This window comes from Actinomycetota bacterium, from assembly GCA_030019255.1.
Taxonomy (GTDB): Bacteria; Actinomycetota; Geothermincolia; order Geothermincolales; family RBG-13-55-18; genus Solincola_A.
The window spans coordinates 13,050-38,260 of record JASEFK010000019.1; the positions used below are offsets into that span (position 1 = coordinate 13,050).

Genomic DNA, 25,211 nt, shown 5'->3' on the forward strand with positions numbered 1-25,211 from the left:
TTCACAGGTCCAGCTTGTCCGGCGGTACCCTCCCATCCTCGTCCAGCCCGGCCAGGCGGTAGAACTCCCCGAGCATGAGCTCCATGTCCGGGACCGAGCCGGCGTTGGCCCCCTCCCGGGTGGGAGTGAGCGCCTTGGGGGGGAGGACGTCGTCGTTGCGCCCCGAACCGCGCAGGTTGAGGATGTGCCGCTTCAGGTACCATATCCTCCAGCCGCACTCCATGAGCTCGTCCAGGGTCCAGTCGAAGCCGCTGGCGGCGCGCATCATCTCCACCTGGTCGTGCAGGGAGAGGAAGGCGCCGATGAACTCGCACATGCACATGGAGTTGAACAGCTGGCCCACGGAGAGGCACTTCCAGGTGAGCTCCGCCTTCCCCTTGCTGGTCATCCCCTTGAAGGGCCCCTTGAGGCCTATCTCCGGCCAGGAGGCCATGCCCCCCTCGATGAGGAGGTTGGTGGTGTTGAGGTGGCAGGCCCCCCGCGCCCCCACGGCGTAACCCAGCCCGTAACCGTGGAACCCGCGCGGGTCGTGGGCCGGGAAATCCAGCCCCCGCACGGTGACCGCCAGCTCGGGGGCCCCCAGCTCCCGCGCCAGGGCCCGGGAACCCTGGGCCATGCGCTCCCCGAAGCCCTCCCGGGCGGCGGTGAGGCGGATGGCCTCCAGGGCCGCCTCCATGTTCCCCCAGGAGAAGTCCAGCCCGGTATCCGAGGGCGAGACCAGGCCCTTCTCCTGGGCCTCCATGAGCAGGGCGATGACCGAGCCCATGGCGATGGTGTCCATCCCCAGCCGGTTGCACAAATCGTTGGCCTTGGCTACCGCCTCCAGGCTGGGGTTGAGGAGGTTGGTGCCCATCATGCACACCGTCTCGTACTCCGGGCCCGCGTGCTCCTCCATGGCGTAGGGACCCTCTTCCACCCTGACCACCCGCTTGCAGCGCACCGTGCAGGCGTAGCAACCCGTGGTCTTCACCAGGATGTGGTCGTTGTAGTAGAAGGAGTTCAGGGTGTCCAGGGCCTCCATCCACTCCCCCACGTTCCAGTTACGGATGGGGATGTCCCCGGAGAGCATCCCCGTGTCCAGGGCCCCGTTGGTCCCCATCTCGTGGAGGGTCTGGGCCAGGAGGTGGTTGGCCAGCTTATCGGCCACCGCCTTGCGGACCTCCCGGGCCCTCTCCGGGTCGGCGTATCCCATCTTCCCTCCGCCGCGCACGGCCACCGCCTTGAGGTTCTTGCTCCCCATCACCGCCCCCAGGCCGCAACGCCCGGCCACGCTTCCCATCTCGTTGACGATGTTGGCGAAGCGCACCCCCTTCTCGCCCGCCGGCCCTATCTGCATGGTGCGCACCAGCCCCCCATCTCCCTTCAGTTCCTCCTGCAGGCGTTCGTTGACCGTATAAGTGTCCAGGCCCCAGAGATGGGAAGCGTCGCGGAGCTCGGCCCGCCCGCCGTCAATCCAGAGGTACACGGGTGCATCGGCCATTCCCACCAGCACCACGCCGTCCAGGCCGGCCAGCTTCATGGCAGCCCCGAAGGCCCCGCCCACGTTGCACTCCCCCCAGAGGCCGGTCAGCGGCGAGAGGGCCACCACCGAGGAACGCCCGCTGCCCGGGAAATTGGTGCCCGTCAGGGGCCCGTCCAGGAACATCAGGGGAGCCTCTGGGGAGAGGGGATCCGCCAGGGGATCGTGCTCCTTGAGCATGAGGTAAGCGCCGAGCCCCGTGCCTCCCACGTACTTGCGGAAGACCTCCTCCCCCAGCTCCCTTTCCTCCACCTTCCTGCTTCCCAGGTCCACCAGAAGGTATTTGCCGCAGAAACCTCTCATCACCCGTTCCTCCTCGCTCTTTTCCACCTCATCATCGCATCCCAGGATCCCAGCTTTCCGCCGCATCGCTCCGTATCTCATTTTTCGCCGCGCCTTCGGGCCCCAACGGCTTCTCACCCCAGACGAAACAGCAGGGCAGGATGTCCCGGTAGGAGAAACGCCGCGACTCCTCGGCCCAGCGCCGCACCAGGCGTTCTATTTCCTCCTCGCGCATGCCCCCCTCGAGCAGCCGCTCGAGGGGGGACAGCCGGCCTGGAAGTGCTTCTTCCAGTTCCTTCCAGGCCTCTTCCGCGTCCCGGAAGGGACGGGTGACGTCCGCGTACCAGACGAAGAAGTCCACCCTCGTAAATCCCGCCTCCCGGACCTCCCGGACCAGGTCGGAACGGCGGAAGGAATAGGCGGGGTGGTTATCCCTCAGGATGGCCGTGGCCTTCTCCCAGAGGGGAAGCTCGAGGTCCCAGTTCACCAGCAGCTCTTCCTCCACCAGCAGGGGCTCGCAGACGGAAAGCCTCCCCCCGGGTCGCAGGACGCGGAAGCACTCCTTAAGGACTTTCGAGCGGTCCTCCAGGTAGGAGAACACCGACCTCGCCACCACCGCATCTGCCTCGCCCGCGGGAAGCGGCAGGTTGGTGATCTCCGCGTACACCGGGCTCACGTTGGCCAGGCCGGCTTCCTCGACCTTTACGCGCAGCTCCTCCAGGGCCTCCCGGTCCGCGTCCACGGCATATACCCTGCCTTCCGGTCCCACCAGCCGCGCCGCTTCCAGGGAAAGGAGCCCCAGGCCGCATCCCAGGTCCACCACCACGGCACCGGGCCTCAAGCCGGCCTGGGCAAGCACCCGGTCCCTCGCCTGGCAACGGAGAAGGGTGGCCCACCTGTTCCGGGAAGCCTCCCGCTCCACGCCGTCCAGCCATCCCGCCCAGGGATCGGTGGGCAAGCCGGCTCACCTCCCACGCGTTCCGAGTCCTCGATGCCCAGGAGCCGCCCACTTTCCCTGCCCGCTGTCCGAAGAGGTTGGAACCCCCCGGCGACCCTCGCGGACTCGCGACCTCGCGACCCTCGGGAGCCCCTACCGGAGAAGGGGCAACGAACGGTCGTAAACTCCTTTCAGTCCTCCTCTTCCTCCTCCACGATGAGGTTCTCCAGGCCCTTCTCCCGGAGGAGGTTCTTGTAGACGTCGTAGGCCGGCTTGATGACCGGGAGCATCTTCAGGAGGCGGGGCATGGAGCCCTCGGCCTCGATCTCGCCGCTGGAAAGGGCTCCCAACAGGTTGAGCTGCCCGCACCAGAAGCGGTGGGCGGTGTCCAGCTCCATGGACATGATCGCGTCGGGGGTCATCTCCTCTCCCGGCCCTCCGGGATAGACCTTCACCTCGTCTCCCCGGCAGTCCACCCAGAATTCCCCCTCGGGGTTCCGGTAGACGAACCTGACTAGGAGCCTGGAGTCGAGGGCCTTCTGCCGTATCCGGGGGTCCTTCATCAGGGCTTCGAAAACCCCGACCAGGAGATCGTAGAAGACCTGGATATCCTGGAAATAGGGCATGACCTCCTCCTTTCATCCCTCTTCAACCGGGAGACCCACTACTCAAATCCCTTTACTCCTCAAATCCCTTTATACGATCGGATATCGGCTCCCGAGGTGCCCCCGCCTTATTACTTTCCCCCTTGCGGGCCGGGTAATCCGCTTTCTGAGGGAAAGTAAAGGAAGGGGAATCTCCGGGAACCGTCGTTTTTCGGCGGGTGAGGGGCCTTCCCAGTATGGCGCGCGTCCTGGGAGGGGTAAACGGACAACTCCACGGAAGGCCCTCACCCAAAAGCTGTTCCCTCGAAGTGCTTTAAGCACGCGGAAGACCTTGAATTACAGTGGGAAATTCAGGCCTGGTACGTCGTCGAACCGGCGGCGCGCGGACGAAACTTAAGTTAACACGCCCCGCCTCCCATGTCAACGCAGGCCATCCGAACGGCGGTTAACCGGTTGAACGTACGGGAGATCTCCCTTCTTCCTGCCCGCCTTGCTTGTTTTTTCAGGATGACAGGTTAGCCTTCCGATCCAGGCTTACCCGGAAAGGGTCCACCGGAACGATGTGGTACTCGTACCGGTGGGCACTTCACAGTTATAGCTGGGGGCTCAGGCCTTCACGGTAAAGGTACGCAGCCGGTTCATGGCCGCCGCCAGCTCGAAACCGCGGAAGGCGGCGTAATCCCCCCGATTGGGAGGTCCTATGACATCCAGCCCCTTCCGGCTCACGTCATCCATCACCTTGTTCACCACCTCCCTCACCGTGGCCTTCCCATCCATGTAGCGGGTGGCGTAGTGGAGCGCGTGCCCGATGGCCCGGGTCTGGCTCTCGTCCACCAATTGTTCCACGCTGGAGAGGTCGATGGTCTCCCCCCCGAACTCGATGGCCCGCACCCCGCGGGCGCGTATCTTGACCTTGCCCCTCCTCTGGGGATCCACGCTACGGGCCAGGGGAACGCGGTGCTTCAGGGTACCGAAGGAATCGCCTCCCTCGGCCGCCCTGCGGGCCACGTGCTCGGCGGCGATGGCCCGGGCCTGCTCTGTTACGTCGCGCGGTTCATAGTTGACCATGCAAACCACGTGGTGGGCGACGTCGAAGTAGTCGCCGGAGCCACCGATGACCAGGATGACCGAGACGCCGTAGTCCCGGAAGAGCTGCCCGGCCTTGTCGATGAAGGGGGTAATGGGCTCGAACTCCTTGGGCACCAGCTTCTGCATGCGCTCGTCGCGGATCATGAAGTTGGTGGCCGAGGTGTCCTCGTCGATGAGCAGCAGCGTGGCCCCCACCTCCAGGGCCTCGATGATGTTGGCGGCCTGGGAGGTGCTTCCGCTGGCGTTGTCCGTGCAGAAGGCGGTGGTGTCCTGGCCGAAGGGGAGGCCGCGGATGAAGGTGGAGATATCCACCTTCTCGATGCGCCTCCCGTCCTCCGCCCTGATCTTCACCGCCCCCGGGTCGGCCACCACCAGCTCCCTGCCGTCCCCGGGAACGTGGTTGTACACCCCCAGCTCCAGGGCGTTCAACACCGTGGATTTACCGTGGTACCCGCCGCCCACGATGAGGGTGATACCAACCGGGATGCCCATACCGGTGACCCGGCCACGGTTGGGAAGCTCCACCTCCACTCGCAGGGAGGGTGGCGACTGGAAGGGTATCACCCTCCCCGTGGTGAGGGGCCTTGGGTCCACCCCGCTCCTCCGGGGCAGGACGGCCCCGTCGGCGATGAAGGCCGCCAGCCCCATCTCCCGGAGCTTTCCCCTCAGGTAGTCGGCGTCCTCGTTGGTCTCCACGTGCCGGTACAGGGCTCCCCGGTCCAGTCTCTCGAAGAAGAGCGAACCGGCCACGATATGGGGAAGCTCGCGGAAGAACATCTCCTCCGCCTCCCTCCCGGCGATGCTGCGGCCGTAGGCCGGAAGGCCTACCGCGAACCTGGCCTCCACCCACCTCTCGTCCACCAGCACCGAGGTCCTCTCCAGGATCTCCTGGTGGGGGCGGTCGATGGTTATGAGCCCGCTCTTGCCGCTGCCCCTCTTTCCCTCCCTTACCTGCTCGGCCAGGTCGTAGAACCTCCGGGTGAGGAAATCCCGCAGCCCCACCTCCCGACTGCGACCGGTGAAGGTGTCGCGGGGGAAGCGCGCCTTCTCCTGGGGAACCCTAACGATGACGTTGCTGGGGGCGGCGAAGGGGTCACCCTGCACGTGTTCCACCCAGAGGATGTAGCTCCCGAAGTCATACTGTCCCTCGATGTCCTTGTAGGCCTTGTAACCCCTTCCGTCTATGCGCCGCAGTATTCTCCTCAATTCCTCGCCGTCGCGCATCCCCACATCTCCTCGTAGATTTACAGCGTCACCGCGATACCTTCCCGTGCCGTCTCCGCCGTCACCCTCTCGGTGCCCCCGCTTGAAGGCCGCCGGCCGCCGCTTCTTGCGCTCCGCCGCTCCTCGACCCGGTGCGGTCCAGGCCGCCCCCGTCCGGCGTCATGCTCCCACCCCTCCTCTCCGGGGTTTTCCCCCGCTGGAGAGCGCCTCCCGCTCCCACTACCTTCCCGCCGGCCATCCCCTTCAGGGGAAGATGCGCAGAAGGGAAGGCGGATCCGGTATCCAGTAGTCCGGTTTTTCCGCCTCCAGCACCTCCCGGGGGAATGGACCCCACGCCGCGGCTCCCGCCCGCACCCCTGCGGCGTGGGCGCTCCGTATGTCATAGGGACTGTCCCCGATGAACGCCGCCCTCTCCGGGCTTCCCCCCAGCTTCTCCAAGGCCTTGAAAACCGGCTCGGGATCTGGCTTGTGGTTCTCGGTGTCCTCCGCGGTTACCAGGGCCTCCAGGTAAGACAGGAGCTCGAATCTCTCCAGGTCCAGGCGGGCGTTGGAGAAACGCTTGGAGGTTACCACCGCCAGGCGGTAGCCTCGTTCCTTCAGCCCGGCCAGGGCTTCGCGGACGCCGGGATAGTCCTTTACCAGTTCCTGGTAATGCCTGTCGTACATCTCCTGGTAAACCCGGAAAATCTCGTCCGCCCTTTCGGGGTCGATGTCCAGGGCCTGCTGGTGAAGTGGTTTTCCCACCTCGAGCAGCATCTCCCGGTCGTCGCGGGGGGGAAGCCCCAGGGCCTTGAAGGTCTCCCGGAAGGCATGCAGGATGAGCGGGATGGTGTTCACCAGCGTCCCGTCCAGGTCGAAAAGCAGGTATTCCGTTTCTTTCTTCATCTTCCCGGGCATAAGGATCGGCTCCGGACCATGTCCTCCAGCGGGGAAAACCTCGCTTCTATCCTTTCTTCATCTCCTCGGGCATAAGGATCGCCGCGGAACCCGTGCGGGCTCTTAGGCTTCCGGCCAACGGCGGCCCCTCGTCCCTACGTCCCGCCCCCCCGCGGGAGTCCCTCACGGCATCCCGTGGGGGGCTCTCACCGCAGGTGGTAGGTCTCGTTGACCAGGGTCACTATGGCCGTCTCGGAGATCCCGCCGTCGAAGTACCTTACGGCGGAGATGGAGGCCAGGTCGATCTGGATGCGGAACATCCCGTCCAGCTGCATGCCCAGTGCCTCGCATAGGATGCCCCGTATGGGCCCCCCGTGGGTCACCACGAGCACTCGCTGGTCACCGGGATGGCGGGAGGTTATCTCCCGCACCGCGCACATCACCCGGTCGCGCACCGCCCCGAAGTCCTCCCCTCCGGGGATGGTCACCGAGGAAGGGTTGCGCATCCACTTCCCCACCAGCTCCCCCTCCTCGCGGAAGAGCTCCTCGAAGGTGCGCCCGTCCCACTCACCCATGTCCACCTCCATGAGCCCTTCCAGGATCTGGATGGACAGCCCCTGGTCCTCGGCCACCGGGGCTGCCGTCTCCAGGCAGCGTTTAAGGGGGCTGGAATACACGGCGTCGAGCTTCAGGCCCCGGAAGAAATCAACCACCCGCCGGGCCTGTTCCCATCCCCTCTCGTTGAGCCCGATGTCCAGCCGTCCCAGCAGGCGCTGCTGGGCGTGGTATTCCGTCTCTCCGTGCCTTAAGAGATAAACCGTTCCCATGTCGCACCTATTTTAGCACCCCTCCAGTAGGCGGCAAGCGAAAGGCGGGCAGGGTCCCGCATCGCAGGAAGTCCTTCAGCCCTTCGAGGGAATCCACCCCCAGCCAGCGGAGGGAAGCCACCAGCACCGCGGCCCCCGCCGTCTCCGTGACCCAGAAAACGGGGTCCCGCAGGTATTCCATCACCTGCTCGAGCAGGGTGAGATCGGAGGGATGGCGCAGGAAGGGCCCCAGGGAGGGCCACAGGGCGGTGGTGGGCTCTGTCCATATGCGGTCCAAGACCAGGTGGGAAACCATTCCCAGGGAGAGCAGGAGCAGGCGGGCGTCCCTCCTCCTGGCCCACCCGTATACCCCGGCCAGCAAGAAAAGTAGAGTAAACAGGGAGGTGTGGAACAAGATGCGGCCGTTCTGGAAATAGGAACGGAAGAGGACCTCCCCTACCGCCTTGTCCACCACGTCCGGGAGCACGGTGCCGGCCAGAAGCCACCTCAGGTCGGGCGCGCCGCATCGGAAACCACGGTTATCCCTCCACCAGGAGGATCCGGCTGCGGCGGGAGCGAGGGTGAAGCCGGCATGGGCGAGGATGAACAACTACTCCCCTCCCTCTTCTTCCTCGTTGGGGAAGAGGGAGGGCTGCTCCTCCGGGGGAACTTCGCGGCGGTGCCCGGCGGCCATGGGCATGTCCACCGCTTCGTCCAGGGCCTGGTTGGCCAAGCGATCTGCCTCCCGGTTCTCCTCGCGCGGGATATGCTGGATGCTCCAGTCGCGGTAGCGCCCCAGCATGGACATGACCTGGGAATGCAGGCTGCGCAAGGACCTCTCCCTCACCCGGTACAGACCACGTATCTGCCGGACCACCAGCTCGCTATCGGCGTAGATGCGCAGGCGGTCCACCTCGTACGCGGAGAGCAGGCGCAGGGCGTGTACCAGGGCGGTGTATTCGGCGAAATTATTGGTGGCCTCCCCGATGGCCTCCCCGAAGGCAGCCACCCGACGCCCCTGGCGGGTGAGGATGAGCACCCCGATGGCCGCCGGCCCGGGGTTGCCCCTGGCGGCCCCGTCGATGAAGACGTGGAGCTCGTCGAAGCGCCTGGCTCCCTGGAATGCCGGTTCTACCACGCTCTTCCTGCTCTTTCTCCTCACCAAGGATCCCGCCCCCTCGGGGCTTGCCGGGTCACCGGACCAGTATGCGCCCGCAGTTGGAGCAGCGGGAGACGCCCTCTGTTTTCAGGAAGCGGTCGTATTCCTTTCCCGGCAGCTCCACCCGACAGCCCTGGCACACCCCGTCGACGACTTTCACTACGGCCAGGTTCTGCTTGGCGGCGAGGAGCTTCTCGTAGAGCTGCATGACTTCCTTGCCCACCCCGGAGGCCCATTTCTCCCGTTCCTTTTCCAACTCCGCGAGCTCGGAGGATAACTCCCCCATCTCCCTCTCCAGGAGGCCCTCCTTTTCATCGATGAGGGCCTTGAGCTCCTGGTCCCGGGACCTCAATTCCTCCGCCCTGGCCTTCACCCCGTCCTGCCCTTCCATTTCCTCGAGGAGCTCGGTCTCCAGGGCGTCCTTCTTCCTCTTCAGCGAGCGAACCTCGGCTTGCAGGCCCCTGAGTTCCTTGGGGTTGGTCACCTGCCCGCCGTAAAGCTTGCTCTCCTCCCGGGCCAGCTTCTGGTCCAGGCCCTGGATCTCGGCCTCCAGCGCAGCCTGTTTCCTGGCTGATTTTTCCAGGGACTCCTCGATCCGGGAAAGCTCTCCCGCGCATTCCGCCTCCTCCCCGCGCAGGCGGTCCAGTTCCTCCTTCAAGGGGTTGTTCTCCAGCCTCTCCCGCAGCTCAAATATCCTGGTGTCAAGCTGTTGCACCCGGTACAGCGACTCAAGTTCGCTCAACTCGCACCTCCGATCTTCCAGGGACAGGCATCCACGCGGGAAGCGATGACGTCAACCTCAAGCCCCTTCCGCGACGCCCTCTCCTTAAGCAGGCGCACCAGGAAGGGCACCACGGTCCTCTCGGTATGATAATGTCCGGCGTCCACCACCGCCAAGCCCATGTTCAGGGCCGCCACCGCCTGGTGGTGGCCCACGTCCCCGGTCACCAGGACCTCCGCCCCCGCCCGCAGGGCCTCCTTGGCCAGGTGGGCTCCCCGTCCGCCGCACACCGCCACCCGCTTTACCTCTCGTTCCGGACGGCCGGCGAAGCGTACGGCGGGGTTTTGCAGGCGCTCCCGGCAGAGCTCCGCCAGCCCGTCGAGGCGCAGGGGCCTTTCCAGCTCGCCTACCCTTCCCATGCCACCCTTCGAGGGGATCCGTATGGAATAGACGTCCACCGCCGGCTCCTCGTAGGGGTGGGAGGCGAGAAGGGCACCCAGGGCCGTCCCTAAAAGCTTCTCCTCCACCTGCACCTCCAGGCGGACCTCGCGGACCTCGTTCATCCTGCCCCTCTCCCCGTAGGCCGGGCTGGTCTCCGGGCCAGCGTAAAAGGTCCCCGTCCCCTCGGAGCGGAAGGAACATCCCGTGTATTCACCTATCACCCCCGCGCCGGCCGCGAAGAGGGAGCGGCTGACGGACTCCAGGTGCTCGGGGGGGAGGAAGGTCACCAGCTTGCATGCCGGCCTGGTAGGCCCTTCCACCAGGGGCACGTGTTCCCGCAACCCCAGGGACTCTGCCAGGGCCGTGTTCACTCCCAGGGGCGCCGCGTCCAGGTTGGTGTGAGACGCGTAAACCGCCAAGCCGGACCTCACCACGGAACACACCAGGTCGCCCGGAGGGCCGTCCTCCCGCAGGTCGGCCAGGGGCTCGAAGATGAGAGGGTGGTGGCAGATGATCAGCCCCGCTCCCCTTTCCCGAGCCTCCTCCACAACCTCCCCGGTTACCTCCAGGGCCACCAGCACGGTATCCACCGCCATTTCCGGGGATCCGCACTGCAGTCCTACGCGGTCCCAGTCCTCCGCCAGCTCGGGAGGAGCGATGTCTTCCAAAATCTCGGAGAAGTCGCTCACCAAGCAACCCATCTCGGACTCCCCTTTTTCCATCCTTCACCTCGAGCCTTCCATTCAAAGCACCATTTCTATTATAGGGGTAGAGGAATTCAAGCCGATGCCAACATTTCTCAGGAGGGGCGGCCGGAAGAATGCCTTTTGGGCCAACATGTATCAGCAATCGACTTATTACGCGGCTTAAGAAACCGCATACACCCATCCACCAATTAAAGAAACGTGAAAGCCGCCCCCGGGAATAGATCGTATTATCGAAAAACCTTGAGACACAAAGGGTTTTCACAATGCTAAAATATTAATGGAAAGTCGGCTGTAACCTTCGAAGGAAATGGAAAAACCCGACACTAAACCGGCGATATGGGTGCTCACCGAGGATCGTTACTTCGTAGAAGAAGTGCGCTCTTCACTGCAGAAATCCGGGGTGGAGGCTCACCTCCTGGTTTTCGCACCCGATGATTATTCGAAAATAGGTACCTTCAAGGGCAAGCTGCCACTGCTGCTTCTTGTCGATACCTCTACGGTTGACCTGGAACATATTTCTCCCCCCGTACGCAAGGATATTATCATTATTCCCCTTTCTCGACCCGATCCGGTTTCCATGAGAATATTCCTTGCGAACGCCGAGAATTACCGGGAGATGAAAGCAGAGCTTGCCGCCTCGCGAGAATCGCTCTCCCGCCTCAATTCAGTGATACGCGCTCTTGACCGCCCTCTCGATGACGCACAAGTTCTGCCTTCTGCAATACGCGAAGTAGGTCTCATCTTCGATTCTCGGCACCTGGTCATGCTCTCTCCCTCGGAAGGTAACGGTTTATGGCGATTGATCCATCAGCAGGGTGTGGATAACACCGTCATCCGCACGCTGATGTCGCCGCCAGGACAATCGATTCTGAGAAAAGTCTTCGAGGGAATGCTCTCCATAGTGGACATCCTTGACAAGACCCTTCTCCTGCATCTGGATCCCGGCGCCCGTGAATGGAGCCGCTTTCTGGACATAACCGGAAATGGGGGGGAAGGGGACTTCCTGCTCTTAACCCTGAAGGGCAATCGCCGCCCGGTAGGTCTTCTGATCATGAGTTTCACGGAAAACCGAGTCTGGCACAGCCGGGACAAGGAATGTCTCTCCATAATCGGTTTCCAGTTAGGGCTCACGCTGGACAACTTGCAACTCTTCGAGAGTGTCCGCACGGCATGGCAGGACTGGCAGACCACGGTGGACTCCATGCGCGACATGGTGCTCCAGGCAGGACCCAAGGGTCTCGTGCGCCGGGCCAACCGAGCCCTGGTGGAATTTCTAGGCATCAAACCGGAGGAGATAATCGGAAAACCCATTTCAGAAATTCTTCAACGTGGGTGGAAGACGAACGGACTACAGCTCGACCAGATGTTATGCGGCCGGTTGGACTCCTTTGAATTGGAGGACGGAAACGGGCGCTCCTACCGCGCTCTGGTGACTTCCTACTGCGCGGATAGGGAAGGAGCCACGGGTACGGTCTTTGTGATAAGAGATATCACAGAGGAAAAAGCGATCATTCGGCTGGAGGAGGAGAAAAGGCAGCTGGAGGAGTTGAATCGTTTAAAGAATCGTTTCATGGCTTCCGTGACCCACGAGTTAAAGACCCCCCTTAACGCGGTGATAGGATTCTCCGAACTGCTGATGTCCGGGGCATACGGAGAGATCAACGACGACCAAAGAAAATACCTGGAAAATATTTATACAAGCGGGAAACACCTTCTCTCGCTCATCAGCGACATCCTCGACTATACGCAAGCCCAGGCGGGCCACCTTTCCCTCCAGCTGGAGGACACGGAAACGGAATCTCTGCTGGTTTCCACGCTGGAGCTCATGCGTCGGGAGGCGGACCGTCGAGGAATCGAATTATCCTTGAAAATGGAAGATCCACCCGCCCGCGTAACAGCCGACTCACGTCGCCTGCGCCAAATAATACTGAACCTGCTCTCCAACGCCCTGAAGTTCACCCCTTCCGGGGGGAGCGTTCTCTTAAGGGCAACCAGCGCAGACGGTGAGCTCCTCGTGGAGGTAAGCGACACGGGGATCGGCATCAAGCCGGAGGACCGGGAGAAACTCTTCCATGAATTCTCCCAGGTCGGAGAGGCCGCCCATGCCGTGGGGGGTACGGGACTGGGCCTCGCTTTAAGTAAGCAACTGGTTGAGCTTCACGGAGGTCGCATCTGGATGACCAGCGAATTCGGAAAGGGAACCACTTTTTCATTCACTATACCAGCGCGGCCGGCAGAAAAAGCGAATGACGGGAATTCAACCCTGGGTAAAAAGGGCCGATAATGCATTTATGAGGAGGTCTGAGGATATTCCATGAGTTTCACCGAAACCAACCCCGTGATATTGGTAGTGGACGACGAGCCCATAAACCTCGATCTGTTGAGAGCCTCGCTGGAGCCGGAAGGTTACGAGGTGATAACGGCGCAGAACGGCGAGGAAGCCCTGGCACTGATAAGCTCCAGGCAAGTCGACCTGGTTCTTCTGGATATTCTGATGCCCGGAATAGACGGAGTAGAAGTTTGCAGACGCCTCAAGGAAGACGTCTCTACAGCCTTCGTTCCCGTGGTCATGGTCACCGCACTGGATGCGGTCTCCGATCGCGTAAGAGCTGTAGAGGCGGGCGCAGACGACTTCCTCTCCAAACCCGTGAACCGCCAAGAGCTACTGGCACGAACCAGGTCGCTCTTGCGCTTGAAATACCTTCGTGACCGATTGGAAAACGCTTACCAAGCCATGGCCTCGGTGACCTACTTTAGCACTATCCTTCTTAAAATGGCGGACGAACAAGAATTTCTTACCAGGGATGTAGGAGCGGAACTGGCTCTTTCCTTTCTTTCCTCCAAGCAGATCAGGAAAAAACCCGGGGCCCTGTTCATCGGTAGGATCGGGGTAGGCACAGGAGCAGAAGGCATACTGGTGCGGTGGAAAGGCACCTTCGTCGAAGAAGAGTCCTACTCTTTAACCTCCGATAAGCTATCCCTGATCGAATTACCGGGAGAAACGTCCTTCCCGATACCTGGCATCGTTGAGGGGCAAACAAAAGCAGCTTGGCTTAATCCAGATCGACTTTCGCCGGCAGCCTGGGTGAGCGATGGTTCTCTTCTGGTCCTGGCAATCGATTATCCGGGGGAGGTAACAGAATTCGATCGTGAAGCCCTGAAGACCTTTTTCCTCGCCGTATCCTTTTTCCAGTCGCTTACAAGACACGCGAAGGAAACCGAGGAGGCCTTTCTTTACACCATAGAAGCGCTGGCCAGGGCAGCGGAGGCAAGCGATGAACTTACAGGTGAACACATCAAGAGGGTCAACTTTTACTCGGCCCTGATAGCCGAAGAGCTCGGCCTACCATCACGTGAGGTAGAGATAATCGGATACTCGGCTCAGATGCACGACGTAGGGAAGATACATGTCCATCCCGATATCCTGCGCAAAGAGGGCCCCCTGACTGCGGAGGAATGGGAGGAAGTCAAGAAACATTGCGAAGCCGGGGCTCACATACTGGGAAGCCACCCTCGACTGGCCGTGGCAGCGGAGATAGCCCTGAACCATCACGAGAAATGGGACGGCTCCGGTTATCCGCGCGGTTTACGGGAGGAGGAAATCCCCCTTACGGGTCGCATTGTGGCCTTAGCCGACGTCTATGACGCCCTCCGCAGCAAAAGATATTACAAACTAGGCTTCCCCCATGAAAAAGCCGCGGAAATTATCCTCCAGGGTGACGGGAGAAGCTTACCAGAGCACTTCGATCCAAAGGTGTTGGAGGTCTTCCGCAGACGGCAGCAGGATTTTGCGGCCATTTACGACCGGCTTCCCGATTGACGGCTTGCCGGGCGGAGAGTGCGTCCTATAATCCTTCGCCTTCGATCCACTTCCATTGTTTCTGAGAAAATAACGGCCTTACAACGGTGCATACACCGGTAATTCCGGTTTGACAAGTGAGTGATATACTCAATTATTGTCCGAGCACGAAAGGTGGGATTTAAAGATGGCCAGGACCAGGTTCGTGATCAGCGACCTGCACCTGGGGGCAGGCGACCACCTGGACGAGTTCAACCAGGACGCCGCCTTCCGCTCCTTCCTGGAGACCATCGGCGAACGCCGTCATTCCGAGCTGATAATCAACGGTGATTTCCTGGATTTCGTGGCCGTCAACCTGGAAAAGACCTCCGTTAAGCCCTTCTCCCGCCTGGGCTGCACGGAGGAGGAGTCCCTGCGGAAGCTGGAGCGCATTCTGGAAGCCCACCGGGACTGTTTTGACGCTCTGCGGCGTTTCCTGGAAAGCGGGCACCGCCTGGTCCTGGTACCCGGCAACCACGACGTGGACCTCTTCTGGCCCCGCGTCCGCGAGCGTCTGCTGGAGGAAATAGGGACACCGGACTCCGACCACTTCCACTTCGCCTATACCGGTTATTACCGGGAGGGCGGACTCTACGTGGAGCACGGCAACCAGTATTACGCGGACAGCGCCTTCGAGAACTTCACCCATCCCTTCCTGCGCGACCCGCGGACGGGCAAGCTGCGCCTGGAAAGGAGCTGGAGCAACTGTTTCCTTGAGTACTTCGCCAACGGGATGATGAGCGAGCGCAATCCCTTCATCAACAACGTGAGGCCCATTCCCAACATGGTCTTCCTGGGCATCCAGGACGAAAGCTGGTGGTTCAAGCTGGCCTACGGCTTCAAGCTGGCCCGCTTCATGGCCAAGGTGGGCTTCCCTCCCTTCCGGGAGAGCCGGGAACTGCAGAGGCGGCGCCGCGAAGGGAGGCTAGACACCTGGGGATATTCCCTGAAGAGGGCCCTGGGTATCATGACCGGAAGGGCCCGCGTGGAGGTGCAGGGCCTGGAGGAAGCGGAGAGGCTCAGCCACCACCTCCCCGCCGAGGAGGCCGAGGAAGAGGAGAGGCGATTAGACGACCTGCACCTGGATTCCCTGGCCACCCGGGAGGATGCCCTGTCCGTGGCCGCCCGGGACCTGCTCCTCTCGGACCAAGGTATCGACGTAGTCGTCTTCGGCCACGACCACCGCTATTATTCCAACGAGATGCAGCCGGTCCTGGAGGGCAGGAAGGGCAAGTACTATATAAACACGGGAACCTGGATACCCATGCTCTTCCTCACCCGGACCCGGCGGCAGCTGCGCTGGCGGGACCTGGCCGACCAGAGCCTCTACCAGCAGCTCCTGACCTACGCGGCGGTGAGGAAGGGAATCCACGGTTACACCGCTTCCCTGCGCCGTTTCTCCCAGCAAGCGTCCCACCGGGAGACGGGCACTTAAAGGGTGTCCTGGACCTTCTATCTCTCGAACGGAGGCGATCCACTAAGAATCTCCGTACGGCGGCAACGCCACCGGATATCCAGGTTGCGAAGCCGGCCTTTTCCACGTTAAATCCCTGACCGTTCCGCTCCCCGGGGCCGCGATAAACAGTACGGAAGCGGTGTCACGCCTTGGAACAGATAATCTGGACGTACTTTCCGACCCCCTTGAGGTGGGGTTCCTGCCCGGCCCTCAACTCCAGCTCGATCAAACCCTTGTAGCACTGCCCCTCCTCGAAGAGGGAGCAGTCCACGAATTCGGAGAAGACCAGCAGGCCGTACTGGCCCTCCAGGTTGTAGCCCAGGGGATCCAGCAGGGCCAGGATCTCGGTGTCGGAATACAGGTGTCCGCGCCCGCTGTGCAGGGGGGTGGGAAATACTTCCATGTCGAAGGCCTCCATGGCCAGGCGAATGTTGCCCTCCATGATCACCTTCTCCATGATGAAGCCGTAGCGGTTCAGGAAGACCAGGGAGAGCTTCCCGCGGGGGCGCAGCACCTTAGTGATGACATTCAGGGCCCGCAGGGGATCGTCCACGTACTCGATGGTCTCGTGGCAGATGATGAGGTCGAAATCCTCGGCGATGCACTCTTCGAGGTTCTCGATGCGCTCGTTCAGGAAGCGCAGGTAGGAAGCGCGGTCGGGGAGCTGTTCCCGCGCCCGTTCCTCCGCGGTCTTGAGGAGGCAGGCCTGGGGCTCCAGCATGGTGACCCGGTGACCCAGGGCGGCGAAGCGCAGGGCCACCTCGCCCAGGCCGCTCCCCACGTCCAGCACGCTTAACTCTCCGCCGCTCCTCTTGAGGTCCCCCTCCAGGTGACGGTAGAGGTGTCGGAAGGCCAGCTCCGCCTCCAGGCGGGTCAGCGGCGCCTCCGCCAGTTCCATGAGCAGTTCGGCCTTTTCCTCCGGTTTCTTCTCCATTTCTCGACCTCCATGCTCCGACTGATGCGCAAAAACATGATATGTCCCCGTTTTCGCACCGGTCAACTTCCGCCGGCACGAGTGGTCTGCCATCCGTTTCGGCCATGGGGACAAGGAGTTTACGTGCCTTTCGCCGACATGGAAGCAGGGCAGGGGAAATACGAGAGTCATAAAGGAGGATCCCAGAAAAGAGGTGTAAGGGGCGGGGAGGAACCCCGCCCCTCCAGGATTCAGCCCGCAACCGTAGGGCTTTTTCGCTGCCGGGAAAGGTGATCAGAAGCGGTAGGCGCTCCTGCTCTCCGTATTCCTGGGCTTAGCCTGGTTGACCTTGAGGGTCCTGCCGTCTATCTCCTTGCCGTTGAGGCCGGATATGGCCGCCCGGGCTTCGTTGTCGTCGGGCATCTCCACGAAGCCGAAGCCGCGCGAGCGGTTGGTGTGGCGGTCCATGACCACCTCCGCGGATTCCACGGTCCCGAACCTCTCGAAGGCCTTCTGGAGCTCCTCGGAATCCGTCGAGTAACTCAGGTTCCCCACGTATATCTTCACCTTTTCACCTCCTTCGCTTCAAAAAAGTCCCGAGGAGCCGGTCTCCTCGGGACGCATCAACGTAACACCTCAAAAACCAATGCATATTAACTATATACCCTCGAAGAGGAAAAAGCAAATTTTTATCTCAACCTCCCATCCCTCCGTCCACCCGCAGCGGAACTGCTTCTTCCTATGGTGTCTAATTTTCATGTACCTTTTTACATAGGTAATCAACTATCAGGTGATCCTTGCGGTTTTCCCGGAATTTCAAAGCTGAATTCAGACCCGACATCCTCGCGATTCGTATGCCAGATCCTCCCTCCATGGGCTTCGACTATCTTCCGTGCCATATATAACCCGATACCAAGACCCGGTTTGGAATGGTGTATAACATCCTCCACCTGGTAAAAAAGTTCGAATATCCTCTCGCGATCCTCATCGGGAACGCCAATACCCCGGTCCAAAACGGAAAATCTTACCATCCCCTCTTTCCCTTCCCCCCTCACTTCGACAACCGTGCTGGGAGGGGAGAATTTGCACGCGTTTTCCAATAGGATGACGAAGAGTTGGGAAATCGCCTCCGGGTCCACGTAGACGTTCTCCAATTCGCCTCTCAAATCAAGAGTGATTTCCCTATATTCCTTCATGCGCACCTCCTCGGCTACCCCCTCAACCAGAAGGCGCAGGTCCGTCGGCCTTCTCTTGGCAAGGTAAGTTCCATGTTCGATGCGAGTTATATCCAGGAGGCTTTCCACAATCCTTGTTAAGCGATTCACGCCGTGTCGAATCCCTTGCAGGGCGTGATCGTAGTCTTCCGCATCAAGTGAGTGCCTGTTCTTTTCCAGGATCGCGGCATAACCCTTTACCAGGGTCAAGGGATGCCGGAGTTCGTGAGAGGCGATGGCCAAAAAATCCTTCAACTGCTTTGCCTTTTCCTCTAAAATCCTCTCCCTGTCCTTTTCCCTGGAAATGTCGATCAGGGAAACGATACCGGCCTCACGGCCGGGTAACAAGTTTATCGTGGCAAGTGTTGGCATGAACTCCCCGCTACAGCGCTTGACCCTGGCTTCGAATTGAATCGGGCCGCTCGTCTCCCCGCGCCATAAACGCGAGGAGTATTCCACGGCTTTCCCTACATCATCCGGGTGCAGGAAATCCGTGTATTTCGCCTTCTCTACTACCTCTTCGCGCGCCCAACCGAGCATTCTCTCCGCCATCCGGTTGACATCGGAAACGGTACCGTCGCTCCCTATTATGAACATGGCCGTACCGGTAGTTTCGAATACGGTCCTGTACTTTTGTTCGCTTTCCTGCAAGGCCTTCTCTCGACTTTTCCGCTCGGTGATATCCCTCAAGATGCCCACGGCATGCCATTCTCCCCTTCTCTGGAAGGAGCTGACCGAGAGCTCAAAAGGGAAGGTGGCGCCGTCTCTTCTCCTGCCCTCGAGTTCCAGGGTCTTTCCTATCACGGACCCGCTTCCCGTGGCCCTGAATCGCGAGATACCCTCTCTATAGGAGGCGTGGTACTTTTTGGGAGCCAGAAGCAAGTGGAGATCCTTTCCCATCATCTCTTCGGCCGTATAGCCGAAGATCTCCTCGGCAGCGGGGTTCCAGTAGCAGACCCTTCCCTCGCCGTTCAGGATAACGATGGCATCCTTGGCGGAGGAGGCTACGAGATCAAATATCTCCTCCCTCTCCCGAATGGCCTCCTGCATTCCGATACGCTCGGAGATATCCAATCCGATACCGAACAAGAATTCCAGGGAGCCATCTTCTGAAAGCATGCGCTTGCCGCACCATTCAACGGTTAATTTCCGACCATCCTTGGAGAGAACTCGATTTATGCTCATCCTCGGGCTTTCGGATACGGATAGAAGCCGCAATTCCTCCGCCACCGCGGCGTGTTCCTCTGGAGGCACGAAGGTACTCAGATAGTCCCTCCCCTTTACCTCCTCGAGGGTATAACCCAACTTGTGAAGCATGGTTTTGTTTGCAAAGACCGTCCTCCCCTCCCCGTCTATGGCCACAAAATAGGCGGGCATGGACTGAAGGAGGTCCTGGCTGAACTCCCGTTCCTTGCTCAACTGTTGTTCCAGAACCCTGCTGGATTCCAGGTTGCCGATCATGCGTTCGAGTATGGTCTCGTGCAAGCCCCGCTCCTGGTACTCCTCCGGTGTGAGGAAGTAACGGTTTTCGTATATCCACCTGTCCGCGGCTACGTACGGATGAAGCGAGAAAAGGTCCAGGATCAGCCTGGACTCGAATCGCCTTCGGTCATAATGGCAGATGGCGGTACAGGCACTTTCCCGGATATATAAATTAGCCCTTGCCTCATAATCCACCAGTCTTTCCGGGCCAATGATTTCATACAACATCTTGCTCATTTCCGAGGTGACGAGGACGCCCGAATATCCCTCCCTTAAAGATTGCCTGGATGCCCTTTGGATAAGGTCGAAAATGCGCTGGGCGTCAAACTCTCCCCCATGCAGGTAGGCTTCCTTGAAATCAAGGAGGTGGAGTTGCCCGATATCCAGGGCTTTTTGGGCATCGAATTTTCCGAATCTTTTAAAATAACCTAAGATCTCGCCGGGCGGACAGGAATCGGTTATGCAAAATATTTTCTCGTTTTTCCTGATTCCTTGTTCCACGAAAAAAAGAAGTCCATCAAGGTATTCCTTGTCCTTCGCATATGCCTGAATTATATGATTTCCTGAACTTATAGCAATGGGTTTATTAGAAGCCCACCCGTTCATTCGCTACCGCTGTCTCTTGCATCTCTTCGATTTGATCTTTCACTAATCTACAATCATAAACGCTTTCGGTGTATCGCGCTTCAAACTTAACAGTGTATTATTTTATCCGATTAGAATTATATCAGGATGACAAACCAGCAATCCAAGCTCATTACTCGGTGAAAATGGTATCCCAATCCTTGTTCTTTCCACAGAGAAACATAAATCCCGTATTGGCTGGTTGTTTCATCCACTGCTGAAAGCAATTCAATGATCTAATCTCCGACTACCTGGGCCACAGCGATATCTCCAACCGACAAAATCTATCTTCACCTTGCGGACGAGGAATACGACAAGGGGGTGGATACCCTGCCCAAGAGGCTGGGAAGGGGCTCGAGGTTGATTCAGCTTGTTTAACAAGGGTTTCCGAGATAACCCCCCCGCCCATAAAACCAATGCATAATAGCCAATTCCCGGCGCCAGATAGCTGGACAACCTGCGGGAAGCCTGGGCCCTCTTCGGTTTCTCAGCCACCGTCACCCGCTTCAACTCCGACCTCCTCACCAGCGAGGAATTCGTCGATTTCTACATGGAGGAGAAGGGGTGCTTCCTCGGCTGGTACTTCCAGTACATGCACATCGGGACCCGCCCTTCCCTGGACCTCATGACCACCCCCGAGCAGCACATCCAGCGCTGGGACCGCATCAACCGCACGAGAAGGGAAAGCGACCATCCCTACGTCCTGCGGGAGTGCGTAGCCCTGAGCGCCGCCCGGCTCACCCCCCGAGGCAGAGGGCATCCTCACCCAGCTGGCCCCAGACCTCGATCGCTACGGTGAGGAGCAGGGGCGCCTCGCGGACGAGGTGTGGATGGAGCATTACCAGGAGCCGTCCGTGGATCTGAGGCAGGGCCGAACGGCTTAAGGACGGTGCGAATGTCGCTGAACTTCATGCAGCCGGCGGCCGGGCCGCCTATGCTGATGAAAACCGGGTTGGACCACTTAGATGAGCACGAATGGATATCGGAAAAATATATCTCCGACGAGCGGATCGAGGCCGGGCTGAAAGCCGTCGCGGAATCCCTAAAGAAATTGTTATCCAAAGGAAGAATCGACCAGGAGGATCATGACCGCGCCCTGGCGAATATCACGCCGACCACCTGTTTAGAGGATGCATCGAACGCCGATTTGGTGGTGGAGGCGGTCTTTGAGGACCTTGAGGTCAAGAGCAAGGTCTTCAGCGAACTGGACGGTATCTGCCCCGCTCGCACCATACTGGCCACCAACACCTCGGCCATCCCCATCTCCTCCATCGCCGCCGCCACGGAGAGGCCGGACAGGGTGGTGGGCACCCATTTTTTCAGTCCTGTACCCCTCATGCGCCTCTGCGAGATCATCCGCGGCATCCAGACCTCCGACGAGACGCTCAAGAGGGCAGACGAATGGGCCCGTTCCCTGGGCAAGGAAACGGTGATCGTTCGCAAGGACCATGCCGGCTTCCTCTCCAACCGCCTCTATCTGCCCATGGTCATGGAGGCCATCAAGACTCTGGAGTCGGGGGTGGCCTCCCCGGAGGACATAGATCGCGCCATGCGCCTGGGCTACAACCTACCCATGGGGCCCCTGGAGCTCACCGACATGACCGGGGTGGATATCCTGTATAACGCGGGACTGGCCATCTACAGGGACACCGGCGACCCCAAGTACCTCCCACCCCCTCTCATGCACCGTATGGTTACCGCGAGGCTGCTGGGCAGAAAGACCGGAAAGGGGTTCTACGACTACAGCTCGGGCGAGAAAAGGAGCTACTGGACAGTTTGAAATATCCGACGAAGGGAACCGATGCCGGCGGGTATGGAGGTTTAGCCCGGTGTTTCCGTGGAACGCAAATCCTGACCTTGGTAAATAGAGGCAGAAAATGGAAAGCAGGGTAATCGAGATAGGAGAGGGCATCCACCTTATCGATTGTTTCTTCGCCGGCATGACCGGCCAATGCGGCGTCTATCTCCTGCGGGGAGAAAAAACGGCCCTGGTCGAAAGCGGTCCTTCCACGGGAGTGGAACACGTTCTCGCCGGTCTTGCGGAGCTGGGAATAGATGGAACGGAAATGGACTACGTCCTTCTCACCCACATTCATCTGGACCACGCGGGAGGAGCGGCCTTTCTTCTCCAGTACATGCCCAAGGCTCGGGTTCTGGTGGACGGGAGAAGCGCGAGATACCTCGTGGAACCCGAGAAGCTGGTGAGGAGCGCCGGCAAGGCGCTGGGGGTTATAGCGCCGCATTACGGCACCATGTATCCGGTAAGCGAGGAAAGGATAATCCCCCTGCATGACGGCTTTATGCTGGACTTGGGCGAGGGGATGTCCTTGCAGGCGGTGCATACGCCGGGGCACTCCCACGGACATTACGCCTTCTTCGAGCCGCACCGCGCGGACCTTTTCTGCGGCGACGCGCTGGGGCATTTCCTTGGGGAGGACCTCCCTCCCATGCCAGCCACGCCCTCACCGGAGTTCGACCCGGAGCTCTCCCTAGCCAGCGCCCGGAGGCTTAGGGAGCTCTCGCCGAAGAAGCTCCTCTTTACCCACTTCGGCTCCACCTCCCGGACCCGGGAAACGATCGACCTTTTCATGGAGCGGCTGCAGCATCTGGTGCGGGTGGCCGAGAAGTTGCGGGGAATGGAGGACTGGGCAGAGCGCCTTTCCCAATCCATCTTGGAGGGCCTTTCCTGTTTATCGGGAGAAGAGCTGGAACTTTTATCCGGCATTGCGCGGGTAAACGCCCGGGGAATAATGCACTATCTCAATCGTAAATCTACAAATCACTAAAGCCCCCGTATGGGTGAACGATATAAGCCCGACTGCGGTCGGGCTCGTTTCTTACTTGCCGGGTTTATGCGCTTTTGGTCTTACTTCAACTCCGGATGTTTACACAGGTTTATCGATTTTTCCCCGTCGCCGGGATGCACCGCCGCCCTCTACGCACTCATCGTATCATTGCCCGCTTGGCAGCCTTTCAAAATGTTAACCGGCGATGTTTTTACCTCCAATCTTTCCCGTCACTGGAGCGGAGGTGACGGAACGTAACGGAAGCAATATTATTATATTGGTTGACTAACCAATATATAAAGTTTATATTTTATATATCTATATCCATAACCGTCTCTGTCGGCTTGAAGGAGGTAATGAGAGATATGGCCCAAATAACACTGGAAAGAGTGAAGGAACTCGTGCAACGCGAGCAGGAGCGCTACGAAGCGGAGCATCCCAAATCGAAGAAGCTTTTCGAAGAAGCGAAGAAAAACTTGGTGGGCGGCGTCCCCATGTCCTGGATGCGCATCTGGGTGGGTGGTTTCCCCATCTTCGTGGAAAAGGCGGAGGGCGTGCACATAACCGACGTGGACGGCCATACTTACCTTGATTTATGCCTGGGAGATACCGGCGGTTTGTGCGGCCACGCGCATCCCAAGATCGTGGAGGCGATCTACGAACAGATAAAGACCCGGGGCACCACCACCATGCTCCCCACCGAGGACTGCATATGGGTGGGGCAGGAGCTGGAACGTCGTTTCAAGTTGCCTTGTTGGCAGGTTCTAATGACCGCATCCGACGCCAATCGCATGGCCTTGAAGGTGGCCCGCGAGTATACGGGCCGCCGACTTATCCTCGCTTTCAACGGCACCTATCACGGTTCTGTCGACGAGACTCTCTGCGTGAATATCATGGGTCACCTGATCAACGTGCCGGGGTTGATGGGCCCCATCGTCCCCGATCCGTCGGTGATGACCCGCATGATAGAGTTCAACGACGTGGACGCCCTGGAGAAGGCCCTTGCCCCCCGGGACATCGCTTGCGTGATCACCGAGCCGGTGATGACCAACGTGGGCATCATCAAGCCGGAGCCGGGATTCCACGAGGCCCTGAGGGAACTGACCCGCAAGCACGGAACCTTGCTGCTCATCGACGAAACTCACTCCATGTGCGCGGGACCCCGGGGCGTGACTGGTGAGATGGATCTGGATCCTGATATCTTTGTGGTAGGTAAGTTCATCGCCGGCGGTTATCCCGCCGCTGCCCTTGGCTTCAGTAGGGAGATCAGCGATTGGATGGCCGCACGTCGACCCTGGCATGTCTTCTTCGGCTTCGGGGGGACTCTTTCCGGCAACGCCACCGCCGTAGCCGCTATGCGAGCCGCATTGGAACACGTCCTCAACGAGGAGAACTTCGCGCGCATGATCGCCTTGGCCGAGCGAATGGAGGACGGTTTGGCAGCGATCATCAAGGAATACGGGCTGGACTGGTATGTGGCTCGCATCGGGTGTCGGGTGGAGTTCCGCTTCCTGCCCAAACCTCCCAAGAATGGGTCGGAGGCGCTGTTCGCGGAGGTGCCCTATAATGCGGTAGACCCTATAAACGAGGGCTTGACCGGACCATTGGAGGCGTTGATCCATCTCTATTGCGCCAACCGGGGTATCCTGCTCACCCCCGTACACGAGATGGCCCTGGTAGGACCGACTACCACCGAAGAGGAGGTAGACAAGTACGTGAACACCATCAGGGACCTGGTCAAAGAGCTGGTTCAATGAGCAAGTGCCCCTTAATGTACAGAGCGTCTTTTGGGCGTCATCGTCCCCACATGTGGTAAACTTCTTCTATCTTTTCGCATTCGTCCTGCGCGTCGCCCATACGCGAGTGTCGTGGTTTCATCGGAGGTAGGAGTGGGGAGGAAGCCGCTAAAAGATCAGCGTCGCAAGGAAATTCTGGAGGCTCTTTACCGATGTTTGCTGGAAAAATCATACAGCGAAACGTCCATCAAGGACATTGGCAGGAAGGCCGGTCTTAATCCTGCTATGCTGCACTATTATTTCGAGAGCAAGGAGGATATCCTGATCAATCTCGTCGACAGCATATACGAGGAGCACCGTCGTGCCTTCGAGAAACGTCTTCGCGAGCTGCAGGAAATGGGGCTGGAGGCTCGAGGGCTGGTTCGAGAAATTTTACGCTATTTCAACGAAAACGTTACCTGTGATAAAAAGCTCCAGAAGGTTTTCTTCGAGATCTGGGAGGTAGCCTTACATAACCGCAACGTCAGCGAGCGGGTGAAGAGGATCTACCGCGAGTGGATAGACGGACTCTCGCGGATCTTTAATGAAACGATCGGCCCGTGTCCCGATGCCGACAATCTCGCCCTGGCAGCAGTGGCCTTCCAGGAGGGAGTGGGCATCTTTTCCGTGTTCTTCCGCTTCCGACGCGACTATACCCGGGCGCTTCTGGAGGGGTTCCAGGAAAGAATACTGGAGATGCTTTAGCTCATCTTCTACAGTTGCATTTCCAAAATACCAGGTAGATGGGCATTTTTGG

The 25,211-nt window shown here is 59.9% G+C and carries 21 protein-coding genes; 8 read left to right on the forward strand and 13 right to left on the reverse strand.

Annotation, left to right across the window (positions count from 1 at the left end):
• Window position 1: 1 nt before the first annotated feature.
• The 10 genes from QME84_12015 to QME84_12060 form a co-directional block, all read right to left on the reverse strand.
• Window positions 2-1,903: an aldehyde ferredoxin oxidoreductase family protein gene (locus QME84_12015; GenBank protein ID MDI6874990.1), complete on the reverse strand. Its 1,902-nt coding sequence runs from the start codon at window positions 1,901-1,903 to the stop codon at window positions 2-4.
• A complete protein-coding gene (locus QME84_12020) occupies window positions 1,854-2,759 on the reverse strand; it encodes a methyltransferase domain-containing protein (protein ID MDI6874991.1) in 906 nt (301 codons plus the stop codon). Before QME84_12020 ends, QME84_12015 begins: the two co-directional genes overlap by 50 nt.
• A 170-nt stretch (window positions 2,760-2,929) precedes the next feature.
• Window positions 2,930-3,364, reverse strand: a complete 435-nt coding sequence (locus QME84_12025; protein MDI6874992.1) for an SCP2 sterol-binding domain-containing protein — start codon at window positions 3,362-3,364, stop codon at window positions 2,930-2,932.
• 585 nt (window positions 3,365-3,949) lie between these two features.
• The gene (locus tag QME84_12030; protein ID MDI6874993.1) at window positions 3,950-5,656 is read right to left on the reverse strand and encodes an ABC-ATPase domain-containing protein; all 1,707 of its coding nucleotides are present in this window, start codon (window positions 5,654-5,656) and stop codon (window positions 3,950-3,952) included.
• A gap of 243 nt (window positions 5,657-5,899) precedes the next feature.
• Window positions 5,900-6,553 (reverse strand): HAD-IA family hydrolase, encoded by a 654-nt coding sequence (locus QME84_12035; GenBank protein ID MDI6874994.1) that lies wholly within the window; start codon window positions 6,551-6,553, stop codon window positions 5,900-5,902.
• Between the two features lie 185 nt (window positions 6,554-6,738).
• Complete coding sequence (locus tag QME84_12040; GenBank protein MDI6874995.1) at window positions 6,739-7,359, reverse strand: histidine phosphatase family protein; 621 nt, start codon at window positions 7,357-7,359, stop codon at window positions 6,739-6,741.
• 7 nt (window positions 7,360-7,366) lie between these two features.
• On the reverse strand, window positions 7,367-7,948 hold the full coding sequence (locus tag QME84_12045; GenBank protein ID MDI6874996.1) for a metal-dependent hydrolase: 582 nt from the start codon (window positions 7,946-7,948) through the stop codon (window positions 7,367-7,369).
• Window positions 7,949-8,500: a ribonuclease HI family protein gene (locus tag QME84_12050; protein MDI6874997.1), complete on the reverse strand. Its 552-nt coding sequence runs from the start codon at window positions 8,498-8,500 to the stop codon at window positions 7,949-7,951.
• Window positions 8,501-8,531: 31 nt separating this feature from the next.
• Window positions 8,532-9,239: a C4-type zinc ribbon domain-containing protein gene (locus QME84_12055; protein ID MDI6874998.1), complete on the reverse strand. Its 708-nt coding sequence runs from the start codon at window positions 9,237-9,239 to the stop codon at window positions 8,532-8,534.
• Window positions 9,236-10,381 carry a Nif3-like dinuclear metal center hexameric protein gene (locus QME84_12060; GenBank protein ID MDI6874999.1) on the reverse strand — a complete coding sequence of 382 codons (1,146 nt, stop codon included), beginning with the start codon at window positions 10,379-10,381 and terminating at the stop codon, window positions 9,236-9,238. The genes QME84_12055 and QME84_12060 overlap by 4 nt, the downstream gene beginning before the upstream one ends.
• Window positions 10,382-10,673: 292 nt before the next feature.
• On the opposite strand from QME84_12060, the gene QME84_12065 reads away from it, so the two are divergent.
• The 3 genes from QME84_12065 (at window position 10,674) to QME84_12075 (ending at window position 15,639) form a co-directional block, all read left to right on the forward strand.
• Window positions 10,674-12,650: an ATP-binding protein gene (locus tag QME84_12065; GenBank protein ID MDI6875000.1), complete on the forward strand. Its 1,977-nt coding sequence runs from the start codon at window positions 10,674-10,676 to the stop codon at window positions 12,648-12,650.
• Between the two features lie 30 nt (window positions 12,651-12,680).
• Complete coding sequence (locus tag QME84_12070) at window positions 12,681-14,186, forward strand: response regulator (protein ID MDI6875001.1); 1,506 nt, start codon at window positions 12,681-12,683, stop codon at window positions 14,184-14,186.
• 166 nt (window positions 14,187-14,352) lie between these two features.
• Window positions 14,353-15,639, forward strand: a complete 1,287-nt coding sequence (locus QME84_12075; GenBank protein MDI6875002.1) for a metallophosphoesterase — start codon at window positions 14,353-14,355, stop codon at window positions 15,637-15,639.
• A 163-nt stretch (window positions 15,640-15,802) separates the two neighbouring features.
• Here the strand turns inward: QME84_12075 and QME84_12080 are convergent, their stop codons facing one another.
• From QME84_12080 to QME84_12090, 3 genes are all read right to left on the reverse strand, one after another.
• Window positions 15,803-16,594, reverse strand: coding sequence for a methyltransferase domain-containing protein (locus QME84_12080; GenBank protein ID MDI6875003.1), 792 nt, complete (start codon window positions 16,592-16,594; stop codon window positions 15,803-15,805).
• 273 nt (window positions 16,595-16,867) lie between these two features.
• On the reverse strand, window positions 16,868-17,140 hold the full coding sequence (locus QME84_12085; GenBank protein ID MDI6875004.1) for an RNA-binding protein: 273 nt from the start codon (window positions 17,138-17,140) through the stop codon (window positions 16,868-16,870).
• Between the two features lie 212 nt (window positions 17,141-17,352).
• Window positions 17,353-19,875: a PAS domain S-box protein gene (locus QME84_12090; protein ID MDI6875005.1), complete on the reverse strand. Its 2,523-nt coding sequence runs from the start codon at window positions 19,873-19,875 to the stop codon at window positions 17,353-17,355.
• Between the two features lie 568 nt (window positions 19,876-20,443).
• Between QME84_12090 and QME84_12095 the strand changes: the two genes are divergently transcribed.
• From QME84_12095 to QME84_12115, 5 genes are all read left to right on the forward strand, one after another.
• Window positions 20,444-20,692 (forward strand): hypothetical protein, encoded by a 249-nt coding sequence (locus QME84_12095; GenBank protein ID MDI6875006.1) that lies wholly within the window; start codon window positions 20,444-20,446, stop codon window positions 20,690-20,692.
• A 153-nt stretch (window positions 20,693-20,845) separates the two neighbouring features.
• Window positions 20,846-21,673, forward strand: a complete 828-nt coding sequence (locus QME84_12100; protein ID MDI6875007.1) for a 3-hydroxyacyl-CoA dehydrogenase family protein — start codon at window positions 20,846-20,848, stop codon at window positions 21,671-21,673.
• A gap of 97 nt (window positions 21,674-21,770) precedes the next feature.
• Entirely contained in the window at window positions 21,771-22,679 is a 909-nt protein-coding gene (locus QME84_12105; GenBank protein ID MDI6875008.1) for an MBL fold metallo-hydrolase, read from the forward strand.
• Between the two features lie 356 nt (window positions 22,680-23,035).
• Window positions 23,036-24,436 (forward strand): transaminase, encoded by a 1,401-nt coding sequence (locus QME84_12110; GenBank protein ID MDI6875009.1) that lies wholly within the window; start codon window positions 23,036-23,038, stop codon window positions 24,434-24,436.
• A gap of 132 nt (window positions 24,437-24,568) precedes the next feature.
• The gene (locus QME84_12115; protein MDI6875010.1) at window positions 24,569-25,159 is read left to right on the forward strand and encodes a TetR/AcrR family transcriptional regulator; all 591 of its coding nucleotides are present in this window, start codon (window positions 24,569-24,571) and stop codon (window positions 25,157-25,159) included.
• Window positions 25,160-25,211: the final 52 nt, after the last annotated feature.